The sequence below is a fragment of the Paraburkholderia gardini genome (assembly GCF_907164545.1).
GTDB classification, from domain to species: Bacteria; Pseudomonadota; Gammaproteobacteria; order Burkholderiales; family Burkholderiaceae; genus Paraburkholderia; species Paraburkholderia gardini.
This window is the reverse complement of sequence record NZ_CAJQZB010000006.1, coordinates 155,311-170,088: the sequence shown is the minus strand read 5'-3', so window position 1 is coordinate 170,088 and position 14,778 is coordinate 155,311. Positions and strand designations below refer to the sequence as shown.

Genomic DNA, 14,778 nt, shown 5'->3' with positions numbered 1-14,778 from the left:
CCACCGCGCTCGGCTGGCGAGCCGTGGCGTCAATGTCCGCCGGGCTTGCGCGCGGTGTTTACGGTTGAATCCCTGCGCATCATCTTCCACAGCGCGCCCAGCACGACCGGCACGATCGCGGCACCGATACCCACCAGCACGATCACGTTCAGATACTGGCGAATGAACGGAATATTGCCGAAGAAATAACCGAGCAGCACGAGCAGCAGCACCCAGAACAGCGCGCCCGCGAAATTGAAGAGCTGGAAACGTCGCGCGCTCATCGCCGACGCGCCCGCCACGAACGGCGCAAACGTGCGCACCACCGGAATGAAACGCGCGAGGACGATGGTCTTGCCACCATGCTTCTCGTAGAAGTCATGCGTCTTCTGAAGCGCTGCGCGATCGAGAAAGCGGTCGAGCCCCGGTATGTGGGTGTTGAACACCTTCGGACCGATAGCCCGGCCGATCATGTAGTTGACGGTATTGCCAAGCACTGCTGCAACGAGCAGCAGGCCGATCAGCAGCGGCAGGCTCATCTCGCCCGTCGCGCAGAACGCGCCGCCGATAAACAGCAGCGAATCGCCCGGCAGGAACGGCAGCACGACCAGCCCCGTTTCACAGAAGACGATCAGGAAAAGCACGGCATAGACCCACATGCCGTATTGATGGATGAACACACCCAGAAACTTGTCGATGTGCAGGACAAGGTTGAAGAACTGTAGCAGCGTGTCCAAAAAGCGTCCTTTATATGCAGAGTGAGACGGGCAGCGAAACTGTGCCCGAAACGGTGAAATTGACTGCGCCATGATACCGAAAGTGCCCGCCGGGCTGAATTAATTGGGTACGCGCGGCCACACCCGGAGGCTGAAAGAGGCACCGCGCGCCAAATCGCTATAATTTCGACATGTCCGAATTCTCCGAAAATCCCGGCGCGGCCGTGGCGGCGCAGCCTGATACGCCCGCTACGTCCGCTTCACCCGCCCCGCGCCCGTTGCGCGCGATCCAGCCCCTGCCCGACCAGCTGATCAGCCAGATTGCCGCCGGCGAAGTGGTCGAGCGGCCGGCTTCGGTGGTGAAGGAATTGCTGGAGAACGCGCTCGACGCCGGCGCGACGACGCTGCGCATCGTGCTCGACGAAGGCGGCGTCAAGCGCATTTCGATCACCGACGACGGCTGCGGCATCCCCGAAAACGAGTTGCCGCTAGCCTTGCTGCGCCACGCGACGAGCAAGATCCGCTCGCTCGCCGAACTCGAAGCGGTCGCAACGCTCGGGTTTCGCGGCGAAGCGCTGGCTTCGATTGCATCGGTGGCGGAGATGTTTATCACGAGCCGCACGGCGAGCGCGCCGCACGCGGTGCGCATCGATGCGCAGACCGGCGCGCTGACGCCCGCGGCCGGCACGCAGGGCACCACCATCGAAGTGCGCGAACTGTATTTCAACACGCCCGCGCGACGCAAATTCCTGAAGAGCGAGCAGACCGAACTCGGTCATTGCCTTGAGATGATCCGCCGCTCGGCGCTCGCGCGGCCAGACGTCGCGATTTCGGTGCTGCATAACGGCCGCGCCATCGAGCACTGGAACGCCACCGATCCCGCGACGCGCGTCTCGAAGATTCTCGGCGAAACGTTCGCGACAGCGCATCTGCCGCTGGATGAATCGGCCGGGCCACTTGCGGTCTACGGATGCGCGGGGCTGCCGACCGCGAGTCGTGGCCGGGCGGACCAGCAGTATTTCTTCGTCAACGGCCGCTTCGTGCGCGACAAGCTGCTCACCCACGCGGCGCGCGCCGCGTACGAGGACGTGCTGCACGGCGACCGCTACCCGTCGTACGTGCTGTTTCTCGATCTGCCGCCCCAGGCCGTCGACGTGAACGTGCATCCGTCGAAGATCGAAGTGCGGTTCCGCGATTCGCGCTCGATTCACCAGTTCGTGTTTCACGCCGTGCAGCGCGCGCTGGCGCGACACGCGGGCGCTTCGCCGGAAACGACTGCGGGCGGTCACGCCGCCCATATCGCCCCGATGCCGATGCCCACGCCGAATCCCGCTTCGTTCGGCTCGACGCCGCTCGGCGGCGGCGGTCTGTCGGACGAAAACGGCGGCAATACGTGGCTGCGCCAGGCGCGCATGACGCAGGGCACGTTGCCGGTTGCTCAACCACTAGCGCTTTACGACGCACTCTTCGGCCGCAGGGACACGGGTGCCGGAACATCGTCGGGCACGACCGCGCTCGAAGCGCGCGACGCGGACGGTAACGGCAATGGCATGTCAGCGTTTTCATCCAGCTTTGCGGCCAGTGGCACGCAGGCGTTCGCACCGGCTTCAAACGGCAGCAACGAGCAGCCGCTCGGCTTCGCGCTTGGCCAGATCCACGGCATCTACGTGCTGGCGCAGAACGCGCACGGGCTTGTGATCGTCGATATGCACGCCGCGCATGAGCGCATCCTGTACGAGCAGTTCAAGCACGCATTGTCCGACCGGACGATTGCCGTGCAGCCGCTGCTCATCCCGCTGTCGATGCACGCCGATCCCGTCGAGATCGGCACCGTCGAGGAAGAACGCGCGACGCTCGATGCGCTCGGCTTCGATCTCGCCGTGCTGTCGCCGAACACGCTCGCGATCCGCGCCGTGCCGGCGCTGCTGAAGGACGCCGACCTGCAGGCACTCGCACGCGCGGTCCTCGCCGATCTGCACGCGTTCGGCGGCTCGCGCGTGTTGACCGAACGTCAGCACGAACTGCTCGGCACGCTCGCGTGCCACCACGCGGTGCGTGCGAACCGGCGTCTCACGCTCGACGAAATGAACGCGCTCCTGCGCCAGATGGAAGCGACCGAACGCGCGGACCAGTGCAACCACGGGCGGCCGACGTGGTATCAGCTGACGCTCTCCGACCTCGACCGGCTCTTCATGCGCGGCCAATGAGCGTGCGCTTCTTCACCCGCTCCCGCTCCCGCTCCCGCTCCCGCGCACGATACGTCCGATGCACTCGCCCATGACATCACGCGAAGCCACGCCCATCGCCTGCCTGCTCGGGCCGACCGCGTCAGGCAAGACGGCGGCCGCGCTGGTGTTCGCCGCGCGGCGGCCGGTCGAGATCATCAGCGTCGATTCGGCGCTCGTCTACCGCGGGATGGATATCGGCACGGCCAAACCCACCGCCGAAGAGCGCGCGCTCGCGCCGCATCATCTGATCGACATCGTCGATCCCGCCGACGCGTATTCGGCCGCCGATTTTCGTGCGGCTACGCTGCGGCTCGTCGGTGAAATCACGGCGCGCGGGCGCGTGCCGCTGCTGGTCGGCGGCACGATGCTGTACTACAAGGCGCTGACGCAGGGGCTGAACGATCTGCCCGGCGCCGACCCCGAGGTGCGCGCGACGCTCGACGCAGACGCGGCCCGGGAAGGCTGGCCCGCCCTGCACGCGCGCCTCGCGGCGGTCGATCCGGTCACAGCGGCGCGCCTTGCACCCAACGATTCGCAGCGCATCCAGCGCGCGCTCGAGGTGTGCCTGCTGACGGGCCAGGCGATGTCGACGCTGCTGGAAACACCGGCGCGCGTCGACGAAGCCGCACGCCCCTGGCGCTTCACGCCGGTCGCGCTGGAGCCTTCGGATCGCAGCGTGCTGCATGCGCGCATCGAACAGCGCTTCGACGCGATGCTCGCGGCGGGCCTCGTCGATGAAGTGCGGCGCCTTCGTGCCCGCGGCGATCTGCATCCCGGGTTGCCTTCGATGCGATGCGTCGGCTACCGGCAGGTCTGGTCGTATCTCGACGGCGAGACGGACTACGACACCATGCGCGACAGAGGTGTCTTCGCGACGCGCCAGCTGTGCAAGCGCCAGCTTACGTGGCTGCGCGCGATGCCAGAACGCGTGATGATCGATTGCTGCGCGCCCGACGCAACCCAGCAGGCGCTTGCGGCGATTGAAAACATCGTCGGCGATATGGCCGCGCGATGACGGCGTAATAAAAAAGCCGCCTGACACACACAGTCAGACGGCTTTTTTTACAACGGGCAGATCACATCAATCAGATCAGACCACAACAGTCTGCGCCTCGCCTTCCCTGCTCTGACGCACGGTGCCGATCTTCCACACCTGCTCGCCCGCTGCGGACAGCAAGCCGATCGCCTGTGCGGCATCGTCAGCGGACACGATCACAGCCATCCCGATACCGCAGTTGAACACGCGATGCATTTCCGCGTCCGCCACGCCGCCGTGCTTCTGCAGCCAGCCGAAGAGCGGCGGCAGCGGCCATGCGCGATGGTCCAGCTCGGCCGTCAGGCCTTCGCGCAGGACGCGCGGAATGTTCTCGACGAGCCCGCCGCCGGTAATGTGCGCCATGCCCTTCACCGCCATGGTTTGCATCAGCGAAAGAAGCGGCTTCACATAGATATGCGTGGGCGCCATCAGCGCGTCGGCGAGCGAACGGCCGTCGAAATCGGCGTTCATATCCGGATTCGCGCGCTCGATGATCTTGCGCACCAGCGAGAAACCGTTCGAATGAATACCGCTCGATGCCAGACCCAGCACCACGTCGCCCGGGGCGATCGTGCTGCCGTCGATGATCTTGCTCTTTTCGACCGCGCCGACCGCGAAACCGGCCAGATCGTATTCGCCGTCCGGGTACATGCCCGGCATTTCCGCCGTTTCACCGCCGATCAGCGCGCAGCCGGCCAGCTCGCAACCCTGCGCGATACCTTTCACGACCGTCGCCGCGGTACCGACGTCCAGCTTGCCGCACGCGAAATAGTCGAGGAAGAAGAGCGGCTCGGCACCTTGCACGAGGATGTCATTGACGCTCATCGCGACCAGATCCTGGCCGACCGTGTCGTGCCTGTTCAACTGGAACGCCAGCCTGAGCTTCGTGCCGACGCCGTCGGTGCCCGAAACGAGCACCGGCTCCTTGTACTTTTTCGGTACTTCGAACAGCGCACCGAAACCACCGATGCCGCCCAGCACGCCGTCGCGCAAGGTCTTTTTGGCAAAGGGCTTGATCGCGTCGACAAGGGCGTCGCCCGCGTCGATGTCCACGCCGGCGTCGCGATACGACAGACCTTGGGCCGAATCAGTTGAATTCGGCGCGGATTTCGGTTGATTCATGGGGCAGAGCTCGAAGGTCGGTAAAATGCGATTTTACCCGATGCCGGCCGCCTGGCTGGAATTCATCCATTCGGACGATCCCTGGAAAACCCGCCTTGCAGCAGAATTCGCCTGTTCTGACGCCGTATCAGCGTCAAGCCTTCATCTGGGTCGCCATTGCGCTCGGGCTCGGCATCCTGTTGTGGCTGTTGAGTCCGGTCCTCACGCCGTTCCTGCTCGGCGCGATTCTCGCGTACATCCTGCAGCCGGGCGTCGCGTGGCTCGCGCGCCGGCGCATGCCGCGCAGCCTCGCCGCGCTGCTGATGATGCTGATCTTCGCGTTGCTGATGACGGCGCTCGTGCTGCTTATCCTCCTCGTCGTGCAGAAGGAAGGTCCGCAACTGAAGCAGCAGGTGCCGCGGTTTTTCTCGCAGGCGCATGACTGGCTGCAACCGAAGGTCGCGCTGCTCGGCCTCACCGACACGCTCGATTTCGCGAGCGTGCGCGATCTGGTGATGGGCCAGCTGGAAGGCAGCGCGCAGACCGTCGCGCTCTACGCGTGGACCTCGATTCGCACCAGCAGCAACGTGATGATCTCGGTCATCGGTAATGTCGTGATGGTGCCGCTCGTGCTGTTCTATCTGCTGTACGACTGGAACGCGATGCTTGCCCGCGTCCAGCTCTTCATTCCGCGCCGCTGGTACGACAAGACAATCCAGCTCGCCACCGACATGGACCACATGCTCTCGCAGTACCTGCGCGGCCAGTTGCTCGTGATGGGCGTGCTCGCCGTGTACTATGCGCTCGCGCTCTTCATCGCGGGCTTCGAGATCGCACTGCCGGTCGGCATCTTCACCGGCCTCGCGGTATTTATCCCGTATATCGGCTTTGCGACCGGCCTGATTCTCGCGCTCGGCGCCGCCGCGCTGCAGTTCGGCGACTGGTACGGCTTCGGCGCGGTGGCGCTCGTCTACGGCGTCGGGCAGATCCTCGAAAGCTTCATCCTGACGCCGCGGCTCGTCGGCGAGCGGATCGGCATGCATCCGCTCGCGGTGATTTTCGCGCTGCTCGCATTCGGGCAACTGTTCGGTTTTTTTGGCGTGCTGCTGGCGTTGCCTGTCAGTGCGATCCTGTCGGTCGCATTGCGCGAAATGCGTGCCGGCTATCTGGCCAGCGCGCTTTACAAGTAACTGACTCCGGTTTTTATTGTGCTTCGTCAACTGACGCTCGATCTCGGCACCCCACCGCCATCGACATTCGACAATTTCTTCGCCGGCACCAACGCCGAACTGGTCACGCGCCTGCGTGAGCTCGAGGGCGCGCTCGCCGTCGGCCCGGTCGCCGACCGGACGTTCTACGTCTGGGGCGAAACCGGCAGCGGCCGCAGCCATCTGCTGAAAGCACTGGTCGAGAACGCGCAACCCGGGCTCGCACGTTTCGCGTGCCCACAAAGCGGCCTCGCGGCGTTCGCGTTCGACCCACGGGTCGCGCTCTACGCGATCGACGACTGCGACGGCCTGTCGGGCGCCCAGCAGATCGCGCTCTTCAACCTCTTCAACGAAGTGCGCGCGCACCCCACGAGCGCGCTGGTCGCGACTGGCAACGCCGCGCCGATGGGCCTCGCGGTACGCGAGGACCTGCGCACGCGGCTTGGCTGGGGCCTTGTCTTCCACCTCGCGCCGCTGCCCGACGAACGCAAGGCGGCCGTGCTCAAGCACGCCGCGCGCGAACGCGGCATCGCCCTCGCCGACGACGTCCCCACCTACCTGCTCACGCACTTTCGCCGCGACATGCCAAGCCTGATGGCGCTCCTCGACGCGCTCGACCGCTTCTCGCTGGAACAGAAGCGCGCGGTCACCCTGCCGCTTTTGCGCACCATGCTCGCATCGCCCGAAAGCGGGGCGGCCCCCCGAACGGCTCCGTCGTCATCCGCTTCAAGTAAAATGGGCCCCCATGACTAACCTTGCACTCTTTGACCTCGATCACACGCTCATTCCCACTGACAGCGACCACGAATGGGGGCGCTTCATGGTGAAGCACGGCATGGTCGACGCCGAAAACTTCGCGCGTGAAAACGACCGCTTTTTTGCCGACTACAAGGCCGGGCGGCTCGACATTCACGCGTATCTGATCGCGATGCTCACGCCGCTGTCGAAGTACTCGCGCGCGCAACTGGCCGCGTTCCACCAGCAATACATGCACGAAGTGATCAAACCCGCGATCGTGCCGGCCGCGCTCGAACTCGTGCGCGTGCATCGCGATGCCGGCGACCTGTGCTGCATGGTCACCGCGACGAACGAATTCATCACCGGGCCGATCGCCGAAGTCTTCGGCGTCGACAACCTGATCGCGTGCGAAGCGGAAACCGTCGACGGCCATCCGCATTCGGACTACACCGGACGGCCGACTGGCACCCCGAGCTATAAAGAAGGCAAGATTGTCCGTACCGAAGCGTGGCTCGCTTCGCTCGGCAAGACATGGTCGGATTTTGAGCGCAGCTATTTCTACAGCGATTCGCACAACGACATCCCGCTGCTCGAAAAAGTCACCGACCCGATCGCGACCAATCCCGACGACATCTTGCGCGCCCACGCGCAGGCCAAAGACTGGCGCATCCTCGAACTCTTTCAACCCACGTGATCAAAAAACTCATTCGCAAGCTGTTCGGACAAGATCCGGCACCCGCTGACGCCCCGGACGCCGGTACCGCGCCGTCCGGCGCAGAAGAACCGGCTGGCACCCGCGCTGGCCGCAATGCCACGGGCGCCGCAGCCGGTCCGGCCACGAAGACACGCCGTAAACCGGCGCGCGCCACGGGCGCGAAGGCGGTGTCCGATCCGGACGTGCCCGTCATCATTTCGGCCGACATTCACGGCATCGATCCATCACTGATCTCGAAGAACGCGATCCGCGTGACCGAAGGGTTACAGCAGGCGGGCCACCGCGCGTTCATCGTCGGCGGCGCGGTACGTGACCTGCTGCTTGGCATCGCGCCCAAGGACTTCGACGTCGCGACCGACGCCACGCCCGATCAGGTGCAAAAGCTGTTCCGTCGCGCGCGCATCATCGGTCGTCGTTTTCAGATCGTGCATGTGCAGTTCGGCCAGGAAATCATCGAAACCTCGACGTTTCGCGCGCTGGTCGATCCGCCGGCCGCCGACGCCCCGCCGCCGCGCCGCCTGAAGCGCGACGAACTCGACCGCCGCACCCACGCAGTCGACGCCAGCGGGCGCGTGCTGCGCGACAACGTCTGGGGCGAGCAGCACGAAGACGCCACGCGCCGCGATTTCACGATCAACGCGATGTATTACGACCCGGCTACCGAAACGGTGCTCGATTACCACAACGGCATGGCTGACATGCGTGCGCGTCTCCTGCGCATGATCGGTGATCCGGCCACGCGTTTTCGCGAAGATCCGGTGCGCATGCTGCGCGTCGTGCGCTTCGCCGCGAAGCTCGGCTTCGAGATCGAGGACAGCACGCGCGCACCGATCGTCGAACTGGCCGACCTGATCAACAACGTGCCGGCCGCGCGTCTCTTCGACGAAATGCTGAAGCTGCTGCTGTCGGGTCATGCGCTCGCGTGTCTCACGCGTCTGCGCAAGGAAGGCCTGCATCACGGGCTGCTGCCGCTGCTGGACGTCGTGCTCGAACAGCCGCAGGGCGAGAAATTCATCACGCTCGCGCTCACCAATACCGACGACCGCGTGCGCGCCGGCAAGCCGGTTTCACCGGGCTTCCTGTTCGCCACGCTGCTGTGGCACGACATGCAGCAACGCTGGCAGCAATACGAGGCGAAGGGCGAGTTTCCGGTGCCCGCGCTGCACCGCGCGATGGACGACGTGCTCGACATGCAGACCGAGAAACTCGCGATCCACAAGCGCTTCTCGTCGGACATGCGCGAGATCTGGGGCCTGCAGTTGCGCCTCGAAAAGCGCTCGGGCCGCGGCGCGCTGAAGCTGCTGGAACACCAAAGATTTAGAGCAGGGTATGATTTCCTCCTGTTACGCTGCGAATCGGGCGAACTCGATGAGTCGGTCGGTCAGTGGTGGACGGATTTCATCGATGGAGACATCGCCGCGCGCGAAGCATTGCTCACGCAAGGCGGGAAGGACCGGGCACCCAGAAAACGACGGCGGCGCAGCAGTGGCGCCAGAAGCCGCAAGCCGGGTGACGGAATGGAGGGCGGCACGACCGCAGGAACGCGTGAAGCCAGCGATGCGAGCCCTGAAGGCTCGCACGAAGACTGACCGCTTCCGGCACGCGTCGTCGAACGTAAGTTGCAGGAAGCTATGCCATGACGGTTGCCTATCTCGGCCTCGGCGCGAATCTCGGGGACGCGCGCCAGACCCTGAAAGACGCTGTTGTGTGTCTCGCACAACAGCACACCATTGCCGTGCTCGCCAAGTCGAGCATGTATCGCACCGCCCCGATCGACGCAGGTGGAGACGACTATTTCAACTGCGTCGTGAAGATCGATACGACACTCCCCGTGCGCCATCTGCTCGCGCTGTGCCATACGATCGAGCATCACTTCGGGCGGGAGCGTCCCTTTCATAACGCACCGCGCACGCTCGATCTCGACATCCTGCTTTTCGGCGACCACTGCATGGACGAGCCGGATCTGATCGTGCCGCATCCCCGTCTCACCGAGCGCGCGTTCGTGCTCGTGCCGCTCGTCGAAATCGACCCGACGCTGATCATTCCGCAGCGCGGCCGCGCCGACGCCTTTCTTGAAGCCGTCGCGTCGCAACGCATCGAGAAGATGAATTCGCCCTGTCAGTGCCCGGTGCTTGGCGTGCTGACAGGCAGAAAAGCCGAATCGTCCGGAGGCGGTTGCCGATGAATTCCACGCCGCTCACCGTCGTCGCGCCGGATCTGCGCTCGCCGTTCCGCTATCTCGCGATCGAAGGCCCGATTGGCGTCGGCAAGACGTCGCTCGTGCACCGCCTCGCGGAGCGCTGGTCGATGCATGCGATCTACGAGCGGCCGCAGGAAAATCCGTTTCTCGAACGTTTTTACCGCGACACGTCGCGCTTCGCGCTACAGACGCAGCTTCACTTCGCGTTGCAGCGCGCGCAGCAGGTACGCGACATCGCGCAGGCGTGGTCGGCGGACACGCCGCTCATCGCCGATTTCATGACGCAGAAGAACGACGTGTTCGCGCATCTCACGTTGCCGGACGACGAATGGCAACTGTATCGTGCGCTCGCTGCGCGCGTCGATGCGTCAGGGCCTGCACCGGACATGGTCGTCTATCTCCAGGCGAGCCCGGAGGTGCTGTTTTCGCGCATCCAGAAGCGCGCGCTGCCGATGGAGCTACAAATTTCCGATGCGTATCTGCGCGCGCTGTGTGACGCTTACAACGAATTTTTCTATCACTATGACGGCGCGCCCGTGCTCACGGTGAACGCTGAACATCTGAATCCGCTCGAATCGGACGCGGACCTTGCACTTCTGATCGGACGCATGGAATCGATGCGCGGTCGCAAGGAATTCTTTGTCAAAGGCACGTCGCTTTAAACGACGCGCTCTCCTTATTCCGACGGACTGTCATGACCTATTTGCAGGAAACGAGCCGCAACGCCGTTACTGTGCCGAAACTGCAGGCAATGCGCGAAGCCGGCGAGAGGATCGCCATGCTCACCTGCTACGACGCAAGCTTCGCGTCGCTGCTCGATCGTGCGGGTGTCGACGTGCTGCTGATCGGCGATTCGCTTGGCAACGTGCTGCAGGGTCATTCGACGACGCTGCCCGTCACGCTCGACGACATCGCGTATCACACGGCCTGCGTGGCACGGGCGAAGCCGTCCGCGCTGATCGTCGCCGATCTGCCGTTCGGCACGTACGGCACACCTGCCGAGGCGTTCGAGAGTTCCGTGAAGCTGATGCGCGACGGCGCGCAAATGGTGAAGCTCGAAGGCGGCGAATGGCTGGCAGATACCATACGCTTTCTGGTCGAACGCTCGATTCCGGTATGCGCGCACGTGGGGCTCACGCCGCAATCGGTACACGCGTTCGGCGGCTTCAAGGTGCAGGGCAAGACGGAAGCGGGCGCGAGCCAGTTGTTGCGCGATTCGCGTGCCGTCCAGGACGCAGGCGCGCAACTGATCGTGATCGAAGCAGTGCCGACGCTGCTCGCATCGGAAGTCACCAAACAGCTGAAAATTCCGACGATCGGTATCGGCGCGGGGCTCGACTGTTCGGGTCAGGTGCTGGTGCTGCACGACATGCTCGGCATTTTCCCCGGCAAACGGCCGCGTTTCGTGAAGGACTTCATGCAGGGCCAGACGGGGATTTTTGCCGCGGTCGAGGCGTATGTGCGGGCGGTGAAGGACGGCTCGTTCCCGGGAACCGAACATACGTTTTGACGGTGATGGCGGGTGCGGCTGGTTCGCATCCGCCTGGCAAGCCGTTACGCTTCTCGTTCCGGGATTTGGCGCTCAGCCTGCCAGCCTCGCCGCTACCGCTCCACGCAGCGCATTACACAGCAGCAACGCTTCCGCCCGCTCCACATCCTCGCGCACAAGAACCCGCTCGGTGGCCTGCAGCTCAGTGTCCTCGAGCAGCACGCCGCGCATCACACCTGGCAGCACGCCCGATGACAGCGGCGGTGTCCACCAGCGCCCGTCGCACTTGACGAAGACTGTCGTGCGCCCGCCTTCGGTCAGTTCACCGCGGTCGTTGAAAAACAGCATGTCGAAGGCGCCCATCGACTCCGCTTCGTGCCATGCACGGTCATATTCCGCGCGACGCGTCGTCTTGTGATGCAGCAGCGCATCGCCCGCCCGCATCGCGCCGTAACCGTGATCGGACGCAAACAGCACGTCGACAACCCCGGTTTGCAGCGACGCCAGCAACGCGGCAGTCAGTTGCGTCGTGCCGCGCTTGCCGACCGACAGCCGCATGCGGTGCGGCGTTTTTGCCGCTAGTTGCGAACACTGCGCGACAATCTGTTCACGCGTTGCCGCTTCGTCGAACGCGAAGCCGAAATATCGCGCGCTCGCACCGATGCGCGCCAGATGGCGTTCCAGATGCCGCACGCCATTTTCGCGCGTCGCATACATCGTTTCGAATAGCTGGAAGCCCGGATCGGCCTCCGACAGAAACCGCGCTTTCAACCGGCACTCCGCGTATTCATCGGCGGCGACGCTGTCGAGCACGATGCCCGCGCCAATGCCGAGCTTGCCGTGGCGCGCGCCGCCCACCCCGGACGCGTCGAGCGTCAACGTACGAATCGCGACGGAAAGGCAGAAATCGCCGCAGACGTCTTCTGTGTCGTGAGCCGACGCAGCCGCCTCGTGCGAGGCCGGCACGGCGCTACCCGCGGAATTTACCGCGCCGATCGCCGGCGACGGCGACGGCGAAGGCGCATCGAGCCAGCCGATCGCGCCGGTATAAAGACCGCGTGGCGTGCTTTCGAGCGTATCGATCAACTGCATCGTGCGATGCTTCGGTGCGCCCGTGATCGAGCCGCACGGGAACAGCGCCCGGATGATATCGGCGAACGACGTATGCGCGCGTAACCGCGCTTCGACGCTCGACGTCATCTGCCACACCGACGCATAAGGCTCGACGGTGAAGAGCGCGGGCACTTTTACCGAGCCAGTCTCCGCGACCCGCGAAAGATCGTTTCGCAGCAGGTCGACGATCATCACGTTTTCAGCGCGATTCTTGGGGTCGTTCGCGAGGAATTCGGCGAGGTGTCGATCGGCCAGCGGATCCGGTGAGCGTGGCGCCGTGCCTTTCATCGGTCGCGCGTGCAGCGTACGGCCTTCTTTTTCGACAAACAGTTCCGGCGAGCACGACAGCACCCACCGGTCGTCGGGCAACGCGATCAGCGCGCCGTAGCGCACCGGCTGACGCGCCCGCAACCGTCGATACAGCGCAAGCGGCGTGCCGAACACGTCGAAATCGAGCCGGTACGTGTAGTTGACCTGATACGAGTCCCCGGCACGCAGCGCTTCATGGACGCCGGCAATGGCCTCTTCGAATTCCGCCTCATCGACACTCTCACGCATGCCGCCCACACCCGCCATCGACGGCTCCTGCGCGCCGCCATCGCGCGCCGCGAGCCACGTATCGACTTCATCGTGCGAGTGTTTTTCGCATCGTTCGAACAATAAAAAACGCAGCGTGGCATCGCCACGCTGCGTTTTTTGCGACCGGAGCGAATCCTGAAGAACCAGATTCCGGCCGAATTCATAGTCGCCGAGTACCACGGCGTGCAAGCCATCGCGCAGATCCGCCGCGACAGCGTCGCACACCGTGTCGAGCGCACCGGCATCCACGCACGCGCGCTCGCGCACAAAACCCGTGTACAGACGACTCGTCCGATGTGCTGCCGTCGAATCGCAGTCGTCGAGCAACGCGAACACGGTGCCGCGTTCGTCAGTCACCATGGGTACCGCCAACTTCAGCCTTCCGTTAATCGAAGAAGCTCTTCACCCGGTCAAACCAGCTCTTGCTTTGCGGGCTGTGCCGCGCGCCGCCCTCGACGAGCGACTTCTCGAACTGCTGCAGGATCTCGCGCTGACCTTCGGTGAGCTTGACCGGCGTCTCGACCTGCACGTGTACGTAAAGATCGCCCGCGATGCTCGAGCGCAAACCCTTGATACCCTTCGCGCGCAGACGGAACGTCTTGCCCGACTGCGTGCCTTCCGGCACCGTGAAGCTCGCGCGGCCCGCCAGCGTCGGTACCTCGATTTCACCGCCCAGCGCCGCCGTCGTGAACGGAATCGGCATCTGGCAATGGAGGTCGTCGCCGTCGCGCTCGAACACCGTGTGCTGCTTGATGTGAATCTCGACGTACAGGTCGCCCGACGGACCACCGTTGATACCCGGCTCGCCGTTGCCGGCCGAACGGATACGCATGCCGTCGTCGATACCCGCCGGGATCTTCACTTCGAGCGTCTTGGTTTCCTTGGTCTTGCCTGCGCCATGGCAGTGTGTGCAAGGCTCAGGAATGTAGGTGCCGGTGCCATGACACTTCGGGCAGGTCTGCTGGATGCTGAAGAAACCCTGCGACATCCGCACCGCGCCCGAGCCGCTACAGGTCGGGCAGGTTTCCGGCTTGGTGCCCGGCTTCGCGCCGGAGCCATGGCAGATTTCGCACGAAACCCAGCTCGGCACGCGGATTTGCGTGTCGTAGCCATGCGCGGCCTGCTCGAGCGTGATTTCCATGCTGTAGCGCAGATCGGCGCCGCGATAAACCTGCGGACCCGCGCGGCCGCCGCCGCGTGCCGCGCCGCCGGCCGCCTGGCCGAAGATGTCGCCGAAGATGTCGCCGAAAGCGTCGGCGAAGCCACCGAAACCCTGCTGGCCTCCGCCCATGTTCGGATCGACACCTGCGTGGCCGTACTGGTCGTACGCCGCACGCTTTTGCGAGTCCGAGAGCATTTCGTAGGCTTCCTTCACCTCCTTGAAATGCTCTTCCGCATCCTTGTTGCCCGGATTGCGGTCGGGGTGGTGCTTCATCGCGAGCTTGCGATAAGCCTTCTTGATTTCGTCGTCGCTCGCGTTCTTCGCGACGCCCAGAACCTCGTAGTAATCCCGTTTCGCCATTTCGGTTCAACGCCAGCCGCGCAATCCGGCGCGGCGGCTCCTTATGAATGCTGGAGTCTTCCGACTCGTCCGGCCGCGTTTTTATCCGTTACAACGGACAAAATCCACGTCCTCCATAAAACAAATGTGCCCGGAGAACCCAAAGGGCTCGCCA

Annotated in this window: 13 protein-coding genes; 9 read left to right on the top strand and 4 right to left on the bottom strand. The window is 64.3% G+C overall.

Going from position 1 to position 14,778, the window contains the following annotated elements; translation table 11 throughout:
* Nucleotides 1–29: 29 nt before the first annotated feature.
* On the bottom strand, nucleotides 30–716 hold the full coding sequence (locus LPA37_RS07135; protein WP_228974979.1) for a DedA family protein: 687 nt from the start codon (nucleotides 714–716) through the stop codon (nucleotides 30–32).
* A gap of 170 nt (nucleotides 717–886) precedes the next feature.
* On the opposite strand from LPA37_RS07135, the gene mutL reads away from it, so the two are divergent.
* A complete protein-coding gene (mutL, locus tag LPA37_RS07130) occupies nucleotides 887–2,902 on the top strand; it encodes a DNA mismatch repair endonuclease MutL (protein WP_229012145.1) in 2,016 nt (671 codons plus the stop codon).
* A 70-nt stretch (nucleotides 2,903–2,972) separates the two neighbouring features.
* Complete coding sequence (gene miaA / locus LPA37_RS07125) at nucleotides 2,973–3,938, top strand: tRNA (adenosine(37)-N6)-dimethylallyltransferase MiaA (protein ID WP_229012144.1); 966 nt, start codon at nucleotides 2,973–2,975, stop codon at nucleotides 3,936–3,938.
* Nucleotides 3,939–4,013: 75 nt separating this feature from the next.
* Here miaA and purM read toward each other — a convergent pair whose 3' ends face one another.
* The gene (gene purM / locus LPA37_RS07120; protein ID WP_229012143.1) at nucleotides 4,014–5,081 is read right to left on the bottom strand and encodes a phosphoribosylformylglycinamidine cyclo-ligase; all 1,068 of its coding nucleotides are present in this window, start codon (nucleotides 5,079–5,081) and stop codon (nucleotides 4,014–4,016) included.
* Nucleotides 5,082–5,176: 95 nt separating this feature from the next.
* Here purM and LPA37_RS07115 point away from each other — a divergent pair, with 95 nt between their 5' ends.
* From LPA37_RS07115 to panB, 7 genes are read left to right on the top strand one after another with little or no spacing between them, the layout of a single operon-like run.
* Entirely contained in the window at nucleotides 5,177–6,250 is a 1,074-nt protein-coding gene (locus tag LPA37_RS07115) for an AI-2E family transporter (RefSeq protein ID WP_229012142.1), read from the top strand.
* An 18-nt stretch (nucleotides 6,251–6,268) separates the two neighbouring features.
* Nucleotides 6,269–7,021 carry a DnaA regulatory inactivator Hda gene (gene hda, locus LPA37_RS07110; protein ID WP_229012141.1) on the top strand — a complete coding sequence of 251 codons (753 nt, stop codon included), beginning with the start codon at nucleotides 6,269–6,271 and terminating at the stop codon, nucleotides 7,019–7,021.
* The gene (locus tag LPA37_RS07105; RefSeq protein ID WP_228974992.1) at nucleotides 7,014–7,700 is read left to right on the top strand and encodes a histidinol-phosphatase; all 687 of its coding nucleotides are present in this window, start codon (nucleotides 7,014–7,016) and stop codon (nucleotides 7,698–7,700) included. The genes hda and LPA37_RS07105 overlap by 8 nt, the downstream gene beginning before the upstream one ends.
* On the top strand, nucleotides 7,697–9,310 hold the full coding sequence (pcnB, locus tag LPA37_RS07100) for a polynucleotide adenylyltransferase PcnB (RefSeq protein ID WP_229012140.1): 1,614 nt from the start codon (nucleotides 7,697–7,699) through the stop codon (nucleotides 9,308–9,310). Before LPA37_RS07105 ends, pcnB begins: the two co-directional genes overlap by 4 nt.
* A gap of 47 nt (nucleotides 9,311–9,357) precedes the next feature.
* Nucleotides 9,358–9,906, top strand: coding sequence for a 2-amino-4-hydroxy-6-hydroxymethyldihydropteridine diphosphokinase (folK, locus tag LPA37_RS07095; RefSeq protein ID WP_228974996.1), 549 nt, complete (start codon nucleotides 9,358–9,360; stop codon nucleotides 9,904–9,906).
* Nucleotides 9,903–10,583, top strand: a complete 681-nt coding sequence (locus LPA37_RS07090) for a deoxynucleoside kinase (protein WP_229012139.1) — start codon at nucleotides 9,903–9,905, stop codon at nucleotides 10,581–10,583. Before folK ends, LPA37_RS07090 begins: the two co-directional genes overlap by 4 nt.
* 32 nt (nucleotides 10,584–10,615) lie before the next feature.
* Complete coding sequence (panB, locus tag LPA37_RS07085; protein ID WP_228975002.1) at nucleotides 10,616–11,431, top strand: 3-methyl-2-oxobutanoate hydroxymethyltransferase; 816 nt, start codon at nucleotides 10,616–10,618, stop codon at nucleotides 11,429–11,431.
* Nucleotides 11,432–11,503: 72 nt separating this feature from the next.
* On the opposite strand, the gene LPA37_RS07080 is transcribed toward panB, so the two are convergent.
* Both LPA37_RS07080 and dnaJ read right to left on the bottom strand, forming a co-directional pair.
* Nucleotides 11,504–13,462: a chorismate-binding protein gene (locus LPA37_RS07080; protein ID WP_229012138.1), complete on the bottom strand. Its 1,959-nt coding sequence runs from the start codon at nucleotides 13,460–13,462 to the stop codon at nucleotides 11,504–11,506.
* Between the two features lie 25 nt (nucleotides 13,463–13,487).
* The gene (gene dnaJ, locus LPA37_RS07075; protein ID WP_228975005.1) at nucleotides 13,488–14,624 is read right to left on the bottom strand and encodes a molecular chaperone DnaJ; all 1,137 of its coding nucleotides are present in this window, start codon (nucleotides 14,622–14,624) and stop codon (nucleotides 13,488–13,490) included.
* Nucleotides 14,625–14,778: the final 154 nt, after the last annotated feature.

Excerpts from the sequence above, each read along its gene's own strand:
- mutL (WP_229012145.1), top strand. The coding sequence starts at position 887 with ATGTCCGAATTCTCCGAAAATCCCGGCGCGGCCGTGGCGGCGCAGCCT.
- miaA (WP_229012144.1), top strand. The coding sequence starts at position 2,973 with ATGACATCACGCGAAGCCACGCCCATCGCCTGCCTGCTCGGGCCGACC.
- purM (WP_229012143.1), bottom strand. The coding sequence starts at position 5,081 with ATGAATCAACCGAAATCCGCGCCGAATTCAACTGATTCGGCCCAAGGT.
- LPA37_RS07105 (WP_228974992.1), top strand. The coding sequence starts at position 7,014 with ATGACTAACCTTGCACTCTTTGACCTCGATCACACGCTCATTCCCACT.
- folK (WP_228974996.1), top strand. The coding sequence starts at position 9,358 with ATGACGGTTGCCTATCTCGGCCTCGGCGCGAATCTCGGGGACGCGCGC.
- LPA37_RS07090 (WP_229012139.1), top strand. The coding sequence starts at position 9,903 with ATGAATTCCACGCCGCTCACCGTCGTCGCGCCGGATCTGCGCTCGCCG.
- panB (WP_228975002.1), top strand. The coding sequence starts at position 10,616 with ATGACCTATTTGCAGGAAACGAGCCGCAACGCCGTTACTGTGCCGAAA.
- LPA37_RS07080 (WP_229012138.1), bottom strand. The coding sequence starts at position 13,462 with ATGGTGACTGACGAACGCGGCACCGTGTTCGCGTTGCTCGACGACTGC.
- dnaJ (WP_228975005.1), bottom strand. The coding sequence starts at position 14,624 with ATGGCGAAACGGGATTACTACGAGGTTCTGGGCGTCGCGAAGAACGCG.